Annotated in this window: 13 protein-coding genes; 3 read left to right on the top strand and 10 right to left on the bottom strand. The window is 29.0% G+C overall.

Annotated features, from left to right (window positions below; translation table 11 throughout):
- Window positions 1-78 precede the first annotated feature (78 nt).
- From I6E17_RS00510 to I6E17_RS00500, 3 genes are all read left to right on the top strand, one after another.
- Complete coding sequence (locus I6E17_RS00510; protein WP_235234899.1) at window positions 79-2,025, top strand: fructose-1,6-bisphosphatase; 1,947 nt, start codon at window positions 79-81, stop codon at window positions 2,023-2,025.
- Between the two features lie 156 nt (window positions 2,026-2,181).
- A complete protein-coding gene (locus tag I6E17_RS00505; protein WP_176828558.1) occupies window positions 2,182-2,838 on the top strand; it encodes a response regulator transcription factor in 657 nt (218 codons plus the stop codon).
- On the top strand, window positions 2,835-4,445 hold the full coding sequence (locus I6E17_RS00500; RefSeq protein ID WP_235234898.1) for a sensor histidine kinase: 1,611 nt from the start codon (window positions 2,835-2,837) through the stop codon (window positions 4,443-4,445). The genes I6E17_RS00505 and I6E17_RS00500 overlap by 4 nt, the downstream gene beginning before the upstream one ends.
- Before the next feature lie 378 nt (window positions 4,446-4,823).
- Here the strand turns inward: I6E17_RS00500 and I6E17_RS00495 are convergent, their stop codons facing one another.
- From I6E17_RS00495 to ylxM, 10 genes are all read right to left on the bottom strand, one after another.
- Window positions 4,824-6,017 (bottom strand): coenzyme F420-0:L-glutamate ligase, encoded by a 1,194-nt coding sequence (locus tag I6E17_RS00495; protein ID WP_176828556.1) that lies wholly within the window; start codon window positions 6,015-6,017, stop codon window positions 4,824-4,826.
- Window positions 6,018-6,271: 254 nt separating this feature from the next.
- Window positions 6,272-8,341, bottom strand: coding sequence for a glycine--tRNA ligase subunit beta (gene glyS, locus I6E17_RS00490; RefSeq protein WP_235234897.1), 2,070 nt, complete (start codon window positions 8,339-8,341; stop codon window positions 6,272-6,274).
- Window positions 8,342-8,386: 45 nt separating this feature from the next.
- The gene (glyQ, locus tag I6E17_RS00485) at window positions 8,387-9,256 is read right to left on the bottom strand and encodes a glycine--tRNA ligase subunit alpha (protein ID WP_176828554.1); all 870 of its coding nucleotides are present in this window, start codon (window positions 9,254-9,256) and stop codon (window positions 8,387-8,389) included.
- 11 nt (window positions 9,257-9,267) lie between these two features.
- Window positions 9,268-9,720 (bottom strand): signal peptidase II, encoded by a 453-nt coding sequence (lspA, locus tag I6E17_RS00480; RefSeq protein ID WP_268825884.1) that lies wholly within the window; start codon window positions 9,718-9,720, stop codon window positions 9,268-9,270.
- Window positions 9,721-9,810: 90 nt separating this feature from the next.
- Window positions 9,811-12,210: an ATP-binding protein gene (locus I6E17_RS00475; RefSeq protein ID WP_235234896.1), complete on the bottom strand. Its 2,400-nt coding sequence runs from the start codon at window positions 12,208-12,210 to the stop codon at window positions 9,811-9,813.
- Window position 12,211: 1 nt separating this feature from the next.
- The gene (locus tag I6E17_RS00470; RefSeq protein WP_176828551.1) at window positions 12,212-14,377 is read right to left on the bottom strand and encodes a Tex family protein; all 2,166 of its coding nucleotides are present in this window, start codon (window positions 14,375-14,377) and stop codon (window positions 12,212-12,214) included.
- 169 nt (window positions 14,378-14,546) lie between these two features.
- The gene (ileS, locus tag I6E17_RS00465; RefSeq protein WP_235234895.1) at window positions 14,547-17,660 is read right to left on the bottom strand and encodes an isoleucine--tRNA ligase; all 3,114 of its coding nucleotides are present in this window, start codon (window positions 17,658-17,660) and stop codon (window positions 14,547-14,549) included.
- A 308-nt stretch (window positions 17,661-17,968) separates the two neighbouring features.
- Complete coding sequence (gene rpsP, locus I6E17_RS00460; protein ID WP_176828549.1) at window positions 17,969-18,232, bottom strand: 30S ribosomal protein S16; 264 nt, start codon at window positions 18,230-18,232, stop codon at window positions 17,969-17,971.
- A gap of 68 nt (window positions 18,233-18,300) precedes the next feature.
- Window positions 18,301-19,677: a signal recognition particle protein gene (gene ffh, locus I6E17_RS00455; protein ID WP_235234894.1), complete on the bottom strand. Its 1,377-nt coding sequence runs from the start codon at window positions 19,675-19,677 to the stop codon at window positions 18,301-18,303.
- Between the two features lie 21 nt (window positions 19,678-19,698).
- On the bottom strand, window positions 19,699-20,010 hold the full coding sequence (gene ylxM, locus I6E17_RS00450; RefSeq protein ID WP_176828547.1) for a YlxM family DNA-binding protein: 312 nt from the start codon (window positions 20,008-20,010) through the stop codon (window positions 19,699-19,701).
- Window positions 20,011-20,066 lie beyond the last annotated feature (56 nt).

The raw sequence follows: 20,066 nt of genomic DNA, 5'->3' as shown, positions 1-20,066 counted from the left end.
AGAGTTATATCTTTTATGATTTCTGTGATATAATTTAATAATATTAAATAAAAGGATTAAATATTTACGGAGGAAAAAATGGATGACAAATTAAAGTTCTTAAGACTTTTATCAGAGTCATTTCCAACTATTGGAGCAACAACAAGAGAAATCATAAATTTAAAAGCAATTCTTAATCTTCCAAAAGGAACAGAACATTTTTTAACAGATATTCATGGAGAATATCAAGCTTTTAATCATGTATTAAGAAATGGATCAGGAGTTATAAAAGATAAAATTGATGATATTTTTGGAGATACTCTTGAAGAAAAATTTAAAAAGCAGCTTGCAACTGTTATATACTATCCTGAAGAAAAAATAAATTTTATTCAAGAATTAGGAACTGATATGGAAAGTTGGTATAGAGTTACTATTCTTCGTCTTGTTCAGGTATGCAAAGTTGTAAGTTCAAAATATACTGCTTCAAAAGTGAGAAAAGCTCTTCCTGAAGATTTCTCATATATTATTCAGGAACTTCTTCACGAAAAAGAATTTTCATACAATAAAAAAGAATATGTAAGAAATATAATAAATACAATTATTGAACTTGATAGAGCAAAAGAATTTATTATCGCTATTTCAGAACTTATCCAAAGACTTACTATTGATGTTCTTCATATTGTAGGGGATATATATGACAGAGGACCTGCTCCTCATAAAATCATGGATAGACTTATGAACTATCACAATGTAGATATTCAATGGGGAAATCATGATATTTTATGGATGAATGCTGCAGCAGGACATAAAGGAGCTATAGCAAATGTTGTAAGAATATGCAGCAGATATTCAAATACAGATATATTAGAAGATGTTTATGGAATAAATCTTCTTCCTCTTGCTGCTTTTGCAATGAATACATATGCTGATGATGATTGTATACAATTTATTCCTAAAGAAAGCAGAAATGAAAAAGATAGTTCTCTTATGAGTAAAATTCATAAAGCTATTACTATCATACAATTTAAAGTTGAAGCAGAGATAATTAAAAATAATCCTATATTTAAAATGGAACACAGAATTCTTCTTGATAAAATTGACTTTGATAAAGGAACTGTTAAAATTGATGGTATTGATTATCCTCTTACTGATAAAAATTTCCCTACATTAAATAGAGAAAATCCTCTTGAGCTTACAACTGAAGAAAAAGAGATTATAGAAAAACTTAAGAAAAGTTTTATGCATAGTGAAAAACTTCAAAAACATATAAAATTTCTTTTTGCAAAAGGAAGCATGTTCTTAAAATATAATTCAAATCTTTTATTTCATGGTTGTATTCCTGTTACAGAAAATCAAGAATTTACAGAAGTGAATATATGTGGAAAAATTCTTTCTGGAAAAAAATATCTTGAAGAACTTGATAGAGTATGCAGAGAGGGATATTTTAATAAAACAGATTCTGAAAGAAGAGAAAGAGCTATTGATTTTATGTGGTATCTATGGTGTGGACCTAATTCCCCTCTTTTTGGTAAAGATGCTATGAAAACTTTTGAAAGATATTTTACTTCTGATAAAATTCTGCATAAAGAAAATAAAAATCCTTACTATTCATTCTGTGAAGATATTAATTTTATAAATAAAATTTTTAAAGAATTTAACCTTAACCCTGAAATATCTCACATTATAAATGGGCATGTCCCTGTTAAAGAAAAAAAAGGAGAAAGTCCTATCAAAGCTCAAGGAAAGCTTATTGTTATTGATGGAGGCTTTTCAAAAGCTTACCAATCTGAAACAGGTCTTGCTGGATATACTTTAATATATAATTCATACGGAATGAAGCTTGTTTCACATGAACCATTTCAAAATGTAAAAAATGCCATTGAAAACTGCATAGATATTCATTCATCTACAAGAATTGTTAAAAGAGTTCTTCAAAGAAAAAGAGTTAAAGATACAGATATAGGTACAAAAATTGAAATGCAGATAAATGATTTATATGATTTGCTTAATGCCTATAAACAAGGTTTTATAAAAGAAAAACATTAATATTTAATCCCTGTTCAAATAATATATTTTTTTGGCAGGGATTTTTTTATAATTCTTTTATGAATATTTTTTTATTTGTTAGACTTAAACTTAATTTTAAGATATAATTATAATATATGCTCATGACATATATATAACATATTTGGGAGGAATTATATGATATTACTTGTTGAGGATACTTTAAATATGAGAAAACTTATAACTACTATACTAAAACAAGAAGATATTGAAGTGGACGAAGCATCTAATGGGGAAGAGGCTCTTGAAAAACTTGAAAATGGAAATAAATATTCTCTTCTTCTTGTTGATATTATGATGCCTAAACTTAACGGACTGGAACTTACAAGAGAAATCAGAAAATTTTCCCAAGTTCCTATCATATTTATTACAGCTCTTTCTGATGAAAAAAGTCAGGTACTTGCTTATGATGCAGGAGCTGATGGATATATTACAAAACCATTTCCTAAACAGCTTCTTATATCAATTGTAAACAGATATCTTAAAAAGACAAAAATAAATAAAAAATATGAAGGTCTGGAAATTGAAGAAAAGGGAAAAAAGATTCTTATAGATGGAGAAGAATGTGATTTTCCTCCTAAAGAAAGAGAAATTCTTATGTATCTTATTGAAAATGAAAATACTGTTGTTACAAGAGAACAGATTATCACTTCTATCTGGGGATATTCTTTCATAGGAAACGACAGAGTTATAGATAACCATATAAAAAAGCTTAGACAAAGACTTAAAAATTATTCTAAATTTATAAAAACTGTTAAGCTGGTAGGGTATAAATTTGAGGTGAATGAATTTTGAAACTAAAACCTAAAATTCTTTTAATACTAGCACTTATGTTTTTCTCAATAGTTGCCCTTGAATTTTTTTCAGGGGAATTTTATTTTGAAAAATTTTTCAGAATGCAAAAACAAAAGCAACTTATGAATATTGACTTCATAACTTCACAAAATGAAATCAATTTTCAAAAATTAAGAGATTTTCAGCACAATACAGACAGTATTGTTCTTGTAGTAAAAAATAATAAAATTATCAATATAGAAGATTTTGATTATTTTTCAATACAAACTGATGAAGGAAAAAAAATAATCCTTCTTAATTCATTCTTAAATAATTTATATTCAGATGATAAATTTTATCTTATTGATAAAGAGCCTATAAAACTTATTGGTATAGATATTCTTGCAGAAAAATATTATCTTCCTATATCTATACAATGTATAGACAGAGTATATGAAGACTATAAATTTGCAACCATGAAAAATTTAAGAACATATTCCATTAAAGGAAATGTTTCTGCAACATCAGATTCAGACTTTTTTTCTCCTCAGGCAAGTTCTCTTGTTGTAGCTTTTTCTAAATTATCTGATATAAAAAAAGAAAAACATATTTTTACAGATAATAATGGACAAGAAGTTGAAATTATAAAAAAAAATATAGGAAATTGCACTGTATATATATACTACTCTTATCAAAATTTAAGTTCTGTTTTCCCTACTTTAAGAGTGTATTTTTATTTTAAAGCTGCATTTCTTTTATTGCTTACTCTTGTAATAGGTCATTTTTTGGATTATTTCCTTGTCAATCCTATTGTATATCTTTCAAAAGTTACAGAAAGAATTTCAAAACTTAATTTTAAAAATGACATCGTCTACCATAAAAATGATGAAATTGGTGAACTTTATTTTAAAATTGACGAAATGGCATATAGACTTGAAGATGTAATTAAGCTTTATAGAGATGAAGCAGAAAAAAATATTATAAAAAAAGAAGAACTTGAAGAAAAAATAATGAGTTTTATGCATGAAATTAAGACTCCTCTTTCTCTTATTATGGGATTTACTGAACTTATGCAAGATAAATATAAAGATGATGAAGATTTTAATATTATTATTTCTGAGGCTAAAAGACTTTTGAGACTTTCTGAAGAAACTCTTCTTATAGGAAATGACACTGGTATAAAAGAAAATCTTATTTTAAAAAGATTTGATATTATTCCTGTCATAAAACTTGGACTTTATATTTATCAAAAAGAACTTTCAGAGAAAAAAATTATTTTTAATGATGAAAGAGAAATTTTTGTTATAGGAGACAGAGAAAAAATTGAGCAAGTTATTTTCAATCTTATTAAAAATGGATATAACTATGCTAAAAGTAAAATTGTTATAAGAATTGATGAAATTCCTGGTAATAGAGTTTCAATATCAGTTTCAAATGATGGAGAATCTATTCCTGAAGCAGATTTACATAAAATATGGAATAAGTTTTACACAACAAGTAATAATTACCAAAGAGGACTGGGACTTTATATTGTTTCTAATATATTAAAAGCTCATAAAAGTAAATATGGGGTTATTAATCTTAATAACTGTGTAAAATTTTACTTTACTCTTCAGATGGATAAATAATTTAAAGAGGATATACAAAAAATAGATAAGCTGTATATAATAAAGCCAAGATAAGAAAAGAACTTTGTTATAACTTAAAGTTAGGGATTTTAGAAAAATAAAATTTCTTTTATTCACCTAAGGTTTCTCACTTTAATTAAAATATTCAGCAGGATGTTTGTGGGAAAAATTTTATTCCTATCTTATCTCTCCAAATGTTTTTTATACCATTAGGAATTTAATTTTTCTCATAACTGCTGCAAGGCAATTTTATAATAACTAATCCTAAGGTTATAATATACTGCTTACAAAAATCAGGAGTTTTAAAAGCTCCTGATTTTTTATTTTATTATTATCTATAAAAAAAGAGAGCAGTTTACAACCACTCTCTTAATTTTATTAATCATCAATATAGTTATCAAAGTAACCTTGAATTAAAATGATAGGAGTTCCTTTATCTCCACTTCCTGAAGTAAGGTCACATAAAGAACCAATAAGGTCAGTTAATCTTCTTGGAGTAGTTCCTTGAGTTATCATTTGTCCTTTAAGATCTGAATCTTTTCCTCTTATAGCTTCAGCAACTGCTTTATTTAATTCTTCACCTTTTAATCCTGCAAGGTCATTATCTGCAAGATATTTTAATTTAATTTCGTTTGGAGTCCCTTCTAATCCATCAGTATATCCTGGAGATACTACTGGGTCTGCAAGTTCCCATATTTTTCCTACTGGATCTTTGAAAGCTCCGTCTCCGTAAACCATAACTTCCATATTTTTTCCAGTTTTTTCTTTAAGCATTTTTTGAACTCTGTCTACAAGTTCTTTACAGTTACGAGGGAATAATTTTACTGTATCTTCAGTAGCTTTATTAGATCCAAGAAGTCCATAATTTTCATTGAATCCACTTCCATTTATAGAAGAAGCCATTATTTCATCCATTCCGTAAACTATTTTAGCTCCAGCATTTTTTAATAATTTTTTAGTTCTTACACGAGTGTGAATATCACAGTTTAAAACACAGTCTGTATATTTTAAAATAGCTGTAGGATTATTAGCAAATATTACTTCAACTTCTGCTCCCTGCTCTTTTATTAATTCAGAATAATATTCAATATAATTTACTCCTGTAAATACATGAACAGGTTTTCCGAATTTTTCTGTAAATTCTGCTTCTGTTAAAACATCACTCCATGGATTTACTCCTTTTTCATCAAGTAAATCATAATCAATAAAGTGGTTTCCAACTTCATCTGAAGGATAGCTGAACATTAAAACAATTTTCTTTGCTCCTTTTGCTATTCCTTTTAAACATACAGAAAATCTATTACGGCTTAATATTGGGAATATAACACCTATTGTGTTGTCTCCAAATTTAGCTTTAACATCTGCAGCTATATCATCTATAGAAGCATAGTTTCCTTGAGCTCTGGCAACAATAGACTCAGTCATTGCAACGATATCTCTGTCTCTTAAAACAATATTGTCGCTTTCAGCAGCAGCAAGCACTGCATCTACTACGAAATTTGCTATATCATCACCTTGATGAATGATTGGTGCACGAAGTCCTCTTGAAATAGTTCCGACTAATCTTCCCATACTTTATTTCTCCTTTGATATAAAAATTTATCTTTTAACATGTAATTATAATATTTTTTTAATGGTTTGTCAACTTTTAATCATACCAAAACCATATTTTTTATTATCCTTTAACTTATATCCTTTTTTAGTATAACACTTTTATATATAAATGTCTAATACTATATTATATATAAATTAAAATAAAAAATACCCTGAAAAGAAAATAATCTTTAAAGAGAATTTTCTTCTTCAGGGCATCTTAAAAAATTTTATTATCCTTCTATTAAATCAAGGTCAGCCATTCTTTCATAAATATCATCTAATCTCTTCATTTGAGAAAGTCTGTTATTTTTTACAGCTGCATCTTTATCATTAATCATAACTGTATTGAAATAGTTATTTACTATTTCTTCTCCATTTAATACAGCATCAAGATATCCTTTATAATCTTTTGCTGCAAGAAGTTCTGTAACAGTTTTATCAAGATTTTCTACATAATCATAAAGAGAAACTTCAGCTTCTTCTTTAAATAAATCTTTATTAACTTCTCTTCCTTCATGATCTTTAACAATGTTTCCAACTCTTTTGATAATTCCAATAAGGTTTTTGAAACTATCTTCCTGAACTGCCTTTTCAAGAACTTCAATTTCAGATTTAGTTTCAATGACATTGTCCCAAGTTTTTGCAACAACTGCAAGAATTACATCTCTTCTATATTTCATATCTGTAAATACATTAATTACTCTTTGTTTTAAGAATTCAAGTACTTCTTTTTCAAGAGTAGCTTTATCTTTTTGTAGAACTCCTGCTTCATCAAGAATTTCTATACTCTTTTCTGTTAATTCTTTAAGAGAGATATTAAGTTTAGAGTTAATTATAACATTTACTATTCCAAGTGCTGCTCTTCTTAAAGCAAATGGATCTTTAGATCCAGTAACTGTTACACCTACACCAAGACATCCTGCAAGAGTATCCATTCTGTCACAAATTCCTGCAACAATTCCTTCTTTAGTTTCAGGAAGTTTGTCCCCTTTAAATCTTGGGAAGTAATGTTCTTCTATTCCTCTTGATACAGTTTCTTTTTCTCCTGATTTAAGAGCATAGTCAGCTCCCATAAGTCCTTGTAGTTCTGTAAATTCTTTTTCATTAATCATATTTGACACAAGATCTGCTTTGCAAAGTTTTATTGTTCTAAATATATCTTCTTTTTCAGCACCGTATCCAAGTTTATCTGTTAAGAAATCTGCAAGTTTAGTAACTCTTGCCATTTTATCTGCAATAGTTCCAAGATCTTTTTGGAATACAACAGTACTTAATTTAGGTACATTTGCTTCAAGAGGATTTTTAAGGTCTTCCTGATAGAAGAATCTAGCGTCAGCAAGTCTTGCTGAAAGAACTTTTTCATTTCCTGCTCTTACTTTATCAGAATCTTCAATACCATTTCTTACAACAACAAATTTTGGAAGAAGTTTTCCATTTTTATCTAAAATAGGGAAATATCTTTGATGAACTTCCATTGATATTATAAGAACTTCCTGAGGAACTTCAAGGAAGTCAGAATTAAATGTTCCAACTATAGGATAAGGATATTCAACTAAGTTTGTTACTTCATCTAAAAGATTTTCATGAATTAAAACTTGCTCATTTTCTTTTGTACAGTTTTTATCAATAAGATCTCTTATCATTTGTTTTCTTTCTGCAATATCAATAATTACATTATTTTCTCTTATTTTATTAAAGTAATCATCTATGCTTGATACTGTAAATGGTTTTCCAAAGAATCTGTGCCCTTTTGAAGATAATCCACTTTTTATTCCTTCTATTTCAAATTCAACAGCTTCATTGTCAGCCATAGCTAAAAACCATTGAATAGGTCTTGCAAATTTAAACTTTCTGTCAGCCCATTTCATTGACTTAGGGAATTCAAGTTCAAGTACAAGAGATTTTAAGATTTCAGGAAGAAGAGTTTTTGTTGCCACTCCCTCTGAAAACTTTCTTACAGCAATATATTCTCCTTTTGGAGTTTCAACTATTTCTAAATCTTTTCCCTCTACACCTTGAGATTTAGCAAATCCAAGTCCTGCTCTTGAAAGTTCTCCATTTGCATCATAAGCAACTTTTCTTGCAGGCCCCATGTTTAATTCATTTAAATCTTCTTGTCTTTCAGCAAGTCCTTCAACTAAAAGAACCATTCTTCTAGGTGTTCCGAAAGTTTTTATATCATCATATTTAATTCTTTCATTTTTTAATTTATTTTCTAAATTTTTCTTTAAATCATCTAATGCTTTTACTAGGAATCTGGCTGGATTTTCTTCCATTCCTATTTCAAAAAGTAGTCTCAATTTATTCATCTCCTTTTATTTTATTCTTATAAAACGGTTCTATCATTATTTTTTTAATAAAGGATAACCTAAATTTTTTCTATTTTCTACATAAATTTCAGCACATCTCTTTGCTAAATCTCTTACTCTAAGAATATATGCCATTCTTTCTGTTGTAGAAATAGCACCTCTTGAATCTAAAACATTAAATGTATGAGAACATTTCAATACAAAATCATATGCAGGAAGAACTAATCCTTGTTCCAAAATATTTTTAGCTTCTCTTTCATACTCATCAAACCATTTGAAATATAAATCTAAATCAGCAAGTTCAAATGAATATTTTGAGTTTTCATATTCATATTGATATCTCATATCTCCATATTTTACATTTTCTGTCCAGTCTAAATCATAAACATTAGATTTATTTTGAATATATAGAGCTATTCTTTCAAGTCCGTAAGTGATTTCAACAGGAACTATGTCAAGTTCCAAACCTCCAACTTGTTGGAAATAAGTAAACTGAGTGATTTCCATTCCATCCAGCCACACTTCCCATCCAAGTCCCCATGCTCCTAGTGTTGGTGATTCCCAGTCGTCCTCAACAAAACGAATGTCATGTTCCTCTGGTATAATACCTAATAATCTTAAACTTTCTAAGTAAAGTTCCTGAATATTATCAGGTGATGGTTTCATTATTACCTGAAACTGATGATGCTGATACACTCTGTTAGGATTTTCCCCGTATCTTCCATCTTTTGGTCTTCTTGATGGTTCTACATAGGCAGTTTTCCATGGTTCTGGTCCTAAAGACATTAAAAATGTGTTAGGGTTAAATGTTCCTGCTCCTGTTTCCACATCATAAGGATTTCCCAGTACACATCCTTTAGATCCCCAGTACTGTTGAAGAGTAAATATCATCTCTTGAAATGTCATTTCTTTTCCTCCTAATCTTTCCTTCTTTTTAGCAGTAAATCAAGAAGTAAAAGTATTACTCCTAAGTTTATATATACATCTGCTATATTAAATACAAAACTCCAAATTCCTCTGAAATCAATCATATCTACTACATAACCTCTTGTAAGTCTGTCTATCATATTCCCTACAGCACCAGAAATTATAAATACATAAGCTGCTTTTTCAAATAGATTGGATTTTTTTACATTTTTTAAAAAATAGACAATAATACCGATTATTGCTATTACTGTTGCTATACTTATTATATCAACTTTCCCTTGAAATATTCCAAAGGCTATTCCTCTATTTTGTACATATGTCAAATGAAGAAAGCCATCTATAATAGAAATTGTATCTCCGAAAAACATATGTCTTTCAACCAAAATTTTTACAATTTGATCTATTAAAACAAGCAATATTGTTATTACCAAGTAAAAAATCATCATTCTCTCCTGAACTGCTTTTTAAATTTTCTTTCTTAATTTTATAATAATATTTCCTTTTTCGCAAATATTTTTAAATAATTAAAATTTTTATTTTTTTATATTTTCTTTAAACATATTTAATGTAATTTTTATAGTAGTTCCCACATTTTCCTGAGAATTAAATTTTATTACTCCACGGCAGTCTTTTATTACTCTTATAGCAAGAGGAATTCCAAGTCCAGGAGCATCACTCTTATAAGTTACAAAAGGTTCCTGGATTGTTTTAATTCTTTCTTCACTCATTCCAACACCGTTATCTTTTATATCAATCTTAATTTTATTTGCATGTTTATCTCTTATTACAATAACATTTATCTTTCTAGGAAGATTTTTACTAGCCATTACAGCATCGTAAGAGTTCTTAAGAAGTTCTATAAAAGCTTTTTTAAGACGGCTGTTATCTCCGAACACATCCCCTGTATAACTTATAAACGATGAAATCATTATATCTTTATCTTTTCCCTCTGCTTTAAGAGCAGATTTAAACTCTTCTATAACTTCAGCCATCAGATGTTCTATATTAACTCTTTCAGGTTTATTTCTATTTTGGCTTGAATATTCAATAAGAGTTTTATTACTTTTTTTCATCTTTTTAATTTGTTCTTCAAGTTCTTTTATTGTATCACCAATATTTTCATTCTCTTGATTTTTTGTTTTTTCAAGTATATCTAAAAGTTTATTAAGAGCAGCCTGTCTTGTATTAAGAAATCTCTCTGAAATCTTACTTATAGTAGCATTTCTTTCAACTTCTATTCTGTCTTCTTCATTTATTTTATTTTTTAGCTTAACTGATATATTCATAAGAAGAAGTCTTAAAAGTTCTATATCTTCTTCTGTGATCTCTTTATCTTTAGTAAAATAATCACAAATAATTACTCCTGAATAATAATCTACATTATATATTGGAAAAATAAGGAAATTTTTTAATCCTAAACTTTTGAAAAGGTCATTTCCTAAATCGTACTTATATCCTTTGTCATTATAATATATAATATCTTTTGTTCTTAATGCTCTGCTTGATATATTGTCTTCTGAAAAAGGAATTTTTATAAGAGGTACAACATCTTTAAGCTCTTTTATCTGGAAATCAAATCCACTCTTTCTTTCTTTTAAAATATCATTCTTTATTTCAGCTATATGAGCATTTATTTGAGTGCATTCACCCATCATTACATCTCTTTCACGACTGTATCTAAAAAACATACATCTACTGAATCCCAGTCCCATTTCAGAAGTAAATGCAGACATTATTTTTCTTACTGTTACTGTTACATCATCTTCTATCTGTATTCCAAGAAGAAGCTGCTCAATAGTTGTAATTTTATTTAAGTTTTCTTTTAGTTTTTTATTTTGAACTTTCAGTTTTTTCTGATTTTCTTCAAGCTTTCCTAGCATTTTCTTAATAGAAACAGCCAGCGTTTTTATCTCTCCGCTTCCCTCAAATTTAATAGGAGTTTCATAGTCTCCTAAACTTATTCTCTCTGCTGCTTCTGTTATATCTCTTAAAGGAGATAAAAGTTTTTTAAGAACTCTTGTAAATACTGTCGTACAAGTTCCTACAAGCATAAGAACAATTACAGCAATAAATATACTTACTATTACCTTTGTTCTGAACAGTTCTTTTCTTGAAACTGCAATTCCAAAATTTCCTATATAATCATTTTTATAATCTCTTAAAGATAAAATTGCAACATAATATGCCTCATTCTGTATTTTTGATTTCTTATAAAAATATCTGTACTTTGCTCTTTTAAGAGTATTAAAACTATCTGATGAAATAAATTTTTTCCCATCTTCAGCAGGAAAATCTCCATTTACATATCTGTCTCCAATAACAGCAAATATTTTGTCATTATTTCCAAGTTCTATAAAGTTTTTCATATACTGAAGAAAATTAAGGTCTAAAGGAACTGCTGCAACTAAATATTCTTTATCAGCTTTATTATTTGCATAAGGTATGATTACCTTGGCAAATATTTTTCCTCCTATTTCAACAAGGTAACTTCCTTCTTCTATTCCTTTTGAAATTCCTGAATACTTAAAGCATTTTTCAGAATCTAAAACTTCTTTTTCTCCTGCTTTTCCTATTACTTTTCCTGTATTATCTATTACAGCAAGGCCTATTCTGTAATAAGTTTGAAAATCACGCCTTAAAAGCTCACTTTTTAAAAGCTGTGTTGCTATGTCATAATTTCCAACTGTTCTTGAACCGTCAAGGGCATCCTTTCTTGATACTTCATATAAATCTTCTCTTACCTTTGAAAGATAGTTTGTTTTAGCTTTATCAAGTAAAGAAACTTTCTCTCTTGCTGTTGCAACAAGCCTTGATTCCATATCTTCAAAAGTAATAAAAGTTGTCATAAAGGCAACAGCGATAGCTGTTACCACTATCGCTATGTTATTATAAAAAATTATTTTCACAAGAAGAGAATCACGGTTTATTCTCATATTACATTCCTTTCTTTGTTAAGCCAACTCTTTCTCTCTTAAGATCAACATCTTTTATTTTTACTTTTATTATCTGACCTACTGAAAGTACCTTTCCAGGATCATCTATATATTTATCTGAAATTTCTGAAATATGAAGAAGAGCATCATTTTTAAGTCCAATATCAACAAATGCTCCGAACTTTACAACATTTCTTACTGTTCCTTCAAGTTCCATTCCCTCTTTAAGATTTTCAATTTTTAATATATCTGATTTTAAAAGAGGTTTTTCAAGTTCATCTCTAGGATCTCTTCTGTCTCTTACAAGAGCTTCATAAACATCTTTAACTGTTTCTTTTCCATAACCTTTTTCTTCAGCAAATTTATTGTAATTAAATTTTTTTAACTTCTCTCTGCTCTCTGAAAGATTATTTCTATATTCTTCCATTGAAATTCCTACTGTTGAAAGAATTTCTTCACCTATGTTATAAGATTCCGGGTGGATTATTGTATTATCAAAAATATTTTCCCCATTTTCTATAATTAAGAATCCTGCCATCTGTTCATAAGCTTTTGCTCCTACGCCTTTTACTTTTAAAAGCTGTTTTCTATTTTTAAAGTTTCCATTTTCTCTTCTGTATTCAACAATACTTTTAGCTGTATTTTTCTTCACTCCTGAAACATGTTCAAGAAGTGCCCATGAAGCTGTATTTACATTTATACCAACACTATTTACAACTGAAGCAATAACTTCATCAAGAGAAGCATCAAGCTGTTTCTGATCAACATCATGCTGATACATTCCTACACCTATTGATTTAGGATCTATTTTAACAAGTTCTCCTAAAGGATCTTGAATTCTTCTTCCTATTGAAATAGCTCCTCTTACTGTTACATCAAGATCAGGAAATTCTTCGTTAGCAAGCTTTGAAGCAGAATATACAGAAGCCCCAGCTTCATTTACTATTATATATTTTACATCTTTTGTACATTCTTTAAGAGTTTTTGCTACAAAACTTTCTGTCTCTCTTGAAGCAGTTCCATTTCCTATAGCAATAATATCTATATCATAATCTTTTATATATTTTAAAATTTTATTTTTTGCTGTTTCAAGTTGTTTTGGTGTATTCATTTCTTCAACAAGAAAGAAAACATCATTTGTCACATAAAATCCATTCTTATCAACTATAGCAACTTTACATCCTGTTCTGTATCCAGGATCAAGTCCAAGAACATTTTTTTCTTTTAAAGGTGGCTGTAACAAAAGATTTTTAAGATTTTCTTTAAATACAGCTATAGCCTCTGTTTCACTTTTTTCTGTAAGAATATTTCTTACTTCTCTTTCTATAGATGGAAAAATAAGTCTTTCAAAAGCATCTGCTGTTATTGTTTTTAAAAATTCAAGAGCCTCTCTGTTTTTAAATTCACCAAGAAGAATACTATCCATTTTTTCTCTTATATTATCTTCAACTTTTAAAGAAACTGAAAGAATATCTTCTTTTTCTCCTCTGTTTACAGCAAGAACTCTATGAGAAGGAATTGCTTTTATAGGCTCTGAATATTCATAATAATCTGCATATACTTTTTTAACATCAAGTTCTTCTGCTTTCTTACTATTTTTGGAAACTATAATTCCATTTTTAAGAAGCATTTCTCTTAATTTTTCTCTGTATTCTGCTTTTTCAGAAATTCCTTGAGCTACTATAAGTTTTGCTCCCTCAACAGCTTCTTCTGCTGAAGTGACTTCTTCTGTTATAAATTCTTCTGCTTTTTTCATTAAATCTGCTTCAGATTTCATTAAATATATATATTGTGATAAAGGTTCAAGACCTTTTTCAATAGCAATATCAGCCTTTGTTTTTCTTCTCTTTTTATAAGGAAGATATAAATCTTCCACTTCCTGAAGCTTTTCTGCTTTCAGAATAGCTGCTCTTAATTCCTCAGTAAGTTTTCCTTGTTCTTCAATAAGAGCTGTTACTTCTTCTTTTCTCTTTTCAAGGTTTCTTAAATATGTTACAGTCTTTAGAATATCTCCAATCTGATTTTCATCAAGGTTTCCTGTTACTTCTTTTCTATATCTTGAAATGAAAGGAACTGTTGCTCCTTCATCAAGTAATTTTACTGTATTTTCTACCTGAGTTAATTTTAATTTTAACTCTTTTGCTACGGCTTCAAAAAGATTATTCATTAGCTGCCTCCGTCTTTTGTTTTCACATGAATTAAACCATTATATTATATCATAAATCAAGTATAATTTCTAAATAAAAAAGATATCCTCTAAAACAAAAAGATAAAAATCTTCCTCAAATCTTTTGGAAAATTTTTATCTTTTGCTTTAATTATCTTTTAAAATAATTTTATTTTACTTTTACACCAAATTTAACTTTTTCTCCGTTTACATTAAATTCTTGCACAAATCCTTCAGCTGCACCAAATACAATTTCATCTGTTAAAGTATCATTTTTAATTGCATATGCATTTCTTGAAATAATATCTTTAATCTTATCGTTTCCTTCTTCATAAAGAACAATATGATCTACAACATTAAAGTCTGCCTCTTTTCTCATTGATTGGATTTTACTTATAATTTCTCTTACAAATCCTTCTTCAATAAGCTCAGGAGTAAGTTTTGTATCAAGAACTACTGTAATTCCTCTATCTTCTAAAGGCATATATCCTTCAGTCTGACCACTTTCAATTAGAAGATCTTCAACAGCTAAATTTGCAACTTCTCCATCAGAAAGAGTAAGTGATAACACTCCTGTTTCATCAAGTTGTTTTTTAGCTTTGCTTCCATCTATTTCAGCTAGAAGAGTTCTGATTTCATTTACTTTCTTACCATATCTTTGACCTAAAGTTTTTAACTGAGGTTTGAATGTATAAGAAGTAAATTGTGATGTGTCTTGTACGAAGTGAATATTTTTAATATTTAATTCTTCTTTGATTATATTTTGGTAAAGTTCTCCAACTTCATGTCCTGCTTTTACATAAATATTTGCAATAGGTTGTCTATTTTTAATATTTGCTGCATTTCTTGCTGCTCTTCCAAGAGTAACAACTTGTAAAACTTCATCCATATCAGCTTCTAAAGCTGTATCTATTGCAGATTCATCAACAACAGGGAAGTCACATAAGTGAATACTTTCAGGAGCATTTTTATCAACACTTCTTACTAAGTTTTGATAAATTTCTTCTGTCATAAATGGAATCATTGGAGCTGCTGTTTTAGCTATTGTAACAAGAGCTGTATATAATGTCATATATGCAGTGATTTTATCTTCTGTCATATCAGTTACCCAGAAACGCTCTCTGCTTCTTCTTACATACCAGTTACTTAACTCGTCAACAAAATCTTGTAATAGTCTTGCTGCTTCAAGAAGTTTGTAATCAGAAAGGTTTTCATCTACACCTTTAACAACTGTATTTAGTTTTGACATAAGCCATTTATCCATAACAGTCATTTTTTCTTTATCTAGTGTATATTTTGTAGGATCAAACTGATCTATTTCAGCATAAAGAACATAGAACGCATAAGTATTCCATAAAGTTGACATGAATTTTCTTTGTCCTTCAAGAACTGCTTTTCCATGGAATCTGTTAGGAAGCCAAGGAGCTGAGTTTATATAGAAATACCAACGAATTGCATCTGCTCCATAAGTTGCAAGTGCATCAAATGGATCAACTGCATTTCCTTTAGATTTAGACATTTTTTGTCCATTTTCGTCCTGAACATGTCCAAGAACTATAACATTTTTATAAGGTGCTTCATTGAAAATTAATGTAGAAACAGCAAGAAGTGAATAGAACCAACCTCTTGTTTGGTCAACTGCTTCTGAAATAAAGTCAGCTGGGAATTGTTTCTTAAATAAATCTTCATTTTCAAATGGATAGTGATGCTGAGCAAAAGGCATTGAACCTGAGTCAAACCAACAATCAATAACTTCTTTAACTCTTGTCATTTGTTTTCCACAATGAGGACAAGTAATAGTTACAGCATCAATATATGGACGGTGAAGTTCAATATTTTCAGGACAATTAGGAGACATTTCTTTAAGTTCTGCAATGCTTCCTATTGCATGTCTGTGTCCACATTCACATTCCCATACATTAAGAGGAGTTCCCCAATATCTGTCACGGCTGATTCCCCAGTCTTGAACATTTTCAAGCCAGTCTCCGAAACGACCTTTTCCTATTGATTTTGGAATCCAGTTAATTTTATTATTATTTTTAATTAAATCTTCTTTTACTGCTGTCATTTTGATAAACCAAGATTCTCTTGCATAATAGATAAGAGGAGTGTCACATCTCCAGCAATGTGGATAACTGTGTTCATAATTTGGTGCATCAAATAATAATCCTTTTTTATCTAGATCAATAAGAATTTGTTTATCTGCTTTTTTACAGAAAACTCCTGCCCAGTCAGTTTCTTTTGTCATTTCTCCTTTAGCATCAACTAATTGTACAAAAGGTAAGTCATAAATTCTTCCAACATTTGCGTCGTCTTCCCCGAATGCAGGAGCAATATGAACTACTCCAGTACCATCAGTAAGAGTAACATAAGTGTCACAAGTTACATACCAGCATTTTTTATCAGGATTTACAAATCTGAATAATGGTTCATATTCTTTATATTCTAAATCTTTTCCTGTAAATCTTTCAAGAATTTCAAAATCTTCTTTTAATACAGATTCTACAAGAGCTTCTGCCATATAATAAGTATATTCTTCATGTTTAACTTTTACATAAGTTTCGTTAGGGTTAACACAAAGAGCCACATTTGATGGAAGAGTCCATGGAGTAGTTGTCCATGCTAAAATGTATGCATCTTCATCTTTTACTTTAAATCTTACTATTGCAGATTTTTCTTTAATATCTTTATACCCTTGAGCAACTTCATGGCTTGATAAAGGTGTTCCACATCTTGGGCAATAAGGAACAATTTTAAATCCTTTATATAGTAATCCTTTTTCCCAAATTTTCTTTAAAGCCCACCATTCAGATTCTATAAAGTTATTATCATAAGTAACATATGGATTTTCCATGTCAGCCCAAAATCCTACTGTTTTAGAGAAGTCTTCCCACATTCCTTTGTATTTCCATACGCTTTTTTTACATTCTTCAATAAATGGTTGTAATCCATAAGTTTCAATTTGTTCTTTTCCATTTATTCCTAAAAGCTTTTCAACTTCAAGCTCAACTGGAAGTCCATGAGTATCCCAACCTGCTTTTCTTGGAACATCATAACCTTTCATTGTTCTGTATCTTGGAACCATATCTTTTATTACACGAGTTAAAACATGTCCTATATGTGGTTTACCATTTGCTGTAGGTGGTCCGTCATAGAAAGTATATGTTTTTTCTCCTTTTCTTGACTCGATACTTTTTTCAAAAATCTTGTTTTCTTCCCAGAACTTTTCAATTTCTTTTTCTCTCTCTACGAAATTTAAGCTGGTAGATACTTTTTTGTACATAAAAACCTCCTGAATAAAAGTTTATAATAATATTTCTTAATTAACAGATAAATAAAAAAGGCAACCATGCAGGTTGCCTTAATCTTTACAAAATAATTTATATTTTTAGAAGAGTAATTATTTACAACGCCACATAATAACATCTATAATATTGTTGTTTACTTTATTATTGATGATATTATTATTATAGTGTTCGTGAAATTCATCTTTATCTCCCCTTGTTCTTTTTATTAAATATACTATACCATATATTATATATAAAAGTAAATATCTAAATTATTTTAATTTTTCATTCATCTAAAATTTAATTATTTTCTTTTAGATTCTTCAAATTTAGCCCAAACTCCAGCTTTAACTAGAAGAGATTTAACAGTTCTTGTAGGTTGTGCTCCATTTTGTAAGAAAGTTAAGATTTCTTCTTCTTTTAAAGTTACTTTAGAATCTTCTAATGGATAGTAGTTTCCTAAGTATGCTACTGCATTTCCTTCTCTTTTAACAGAAGATTCCATAGCTGCTATTCTGTATACTGGGTTTTTTTTGCTTCCTAATCTTGTTAATCTTAATTTTAACATTAAAAATCACTCCTTTTATATTCTTTTTTTAATTTTTATTTTAAATTTATTTTTAAACTTTATTTATTTTAGAAAGGAAATTTTCCTTTTCCTCTTCCATTCCTCATGTTTGGCATTCCAGCTCCCATATTTTTCATAGCTCCAAGGTTTGGCATTTTTCCTGAACTAAACATTTTCATCATACTTTTCATCATTTCAAATTGTTTTAAAAGTCTGTTTACATCAGAAACATCTGTTCCGCTTCCTTTAGCAACTCTCATTTTTCTGCTCGCTTTAAGAATTTCAGGTTTTGCTCTCTCTTCTTTTGTCATTGATTGAATAATAGCTCTTACCTTTTTCATTTCTTTTTCTGCAAGAGATAAATCTCCTAAATCATTTCCAACTCCTGGAAGCATTTTTAAAATACTTGCAAGAGGCCCCATCTTTTTAATCATATGAAGCATCTTTAAGAAATCTTCCAAATTAAATTTTTGAGTTCTTATTTTTTCTTCCAATGATTTTGCATCATCTTCATTTATATTTTCCTGAGCTTTTTCTACTAGAGAAACTACATCTCCCATTCCTAGAATTCTTGAAGCAAGTCTTTCAGGATGAAAAAGTTCTAAGTCTTCTATCTTTTCTCCTACCCCTACAAACTTAATTGGTTTTCCTACAACAGATTTTATTGAAAGGGCAGCTCCCCCTCTTGTATCTCCATCAAATTTTGTAAGAACAACTCCATCTATATTTAATTTATCATTAAAATTCTTTGCTAAATTTACTGCATCTTGTCCTATCATTGCATCAACAACAAGAAGTATTTCTTGAGGTCTTACTGTTTTCTTTATCTGACTAAGTTCTTCCATAAGAGCTTCGTCCACATGAAGTCTACCTGCAGTATCTATTATCATGTATGTATAATCGTTTGCTTTTGCCTGTCCCCATGCTTTTCTTGCAATATCAACAGGATCTTTATTTTCCTCATCAGCATAAACAGGAACTTTTATTTGCTCTCCTAAAACTTGAAGCTGTTTTATAGCAGCTGGTCTGTACACATCTGCTGCAACAAGATATGGTCTTTCTCCATCTTTTTTTAATTTGTTTGCAAGTTTAGCAGCAAAAGTAGTTTTTCCTGCTCCTTGAAGCCCTGCAAGCATTAAAACAGTTGGATTTTTAACTCCTTTTGTAAGTTTTGAGTTTGTTCCTCCAAGAAGTTCTATAAGCTCATCATTTACTATCTTAATAAATTGTTGTCCTGGATTTATTCCTCTTATTACTTCAGTTCCTATTGCTTTTTCCTGAATTTTATTTATAAAATCTTTTACAACTTTATAGTTTACATCAGCTTCTAAAAGTGACATTTTAACTTCTCTTAAAGCTTCTTTTATATTACTTTCACTAAGTTTTCCATGCCCTCTTACTTTTTTGAAAATGTCCTGAAATCTATTTCCTAAATTTTCTAACATCTATTTCTCCCATGCTTCCTGCTAACTCATTTTTTCAATAATTTTATCTAAATTTTCTTTTTTAAAATCTTTTCTAAGTTCTAAAAGCTCTTTATAAAGTTTTCTGTCTTTTTTATAGAAATTAAGTTTATCTTCGTAACTTCTTAAAATCTTACTTCCTCTTTTTATATTATCATAAACAGCCTGTCTGCTTACCTCATTCATTTCTGCGATTTCTGTCAGAGATAAATCTTCTTCAAAATAGTTTATAAGATATTTTTTTTGTTTCTCTGTAAGAAGAGGCTTATAATAATCTAAAAGTATTCCAATTTCAATCATCTCATTTAATTCCATAATATCACCAGATTATTATAATAATTTTATAAAACTTTGTCAAGTATTTTTTCTTT

Source organism: Fusobacterium perfoetens, from assembly GCF_021531595.1.
Classification (GTDB): domain Bacteria; phylum Fusobacteriota; class Fusobacteriia; order Fusobacteriales; family Fusobacteriaceae; genus Fusobacterium_B.
This window is presented reverse-complemented; position numbering and strand designations above follow the sequence as displayed.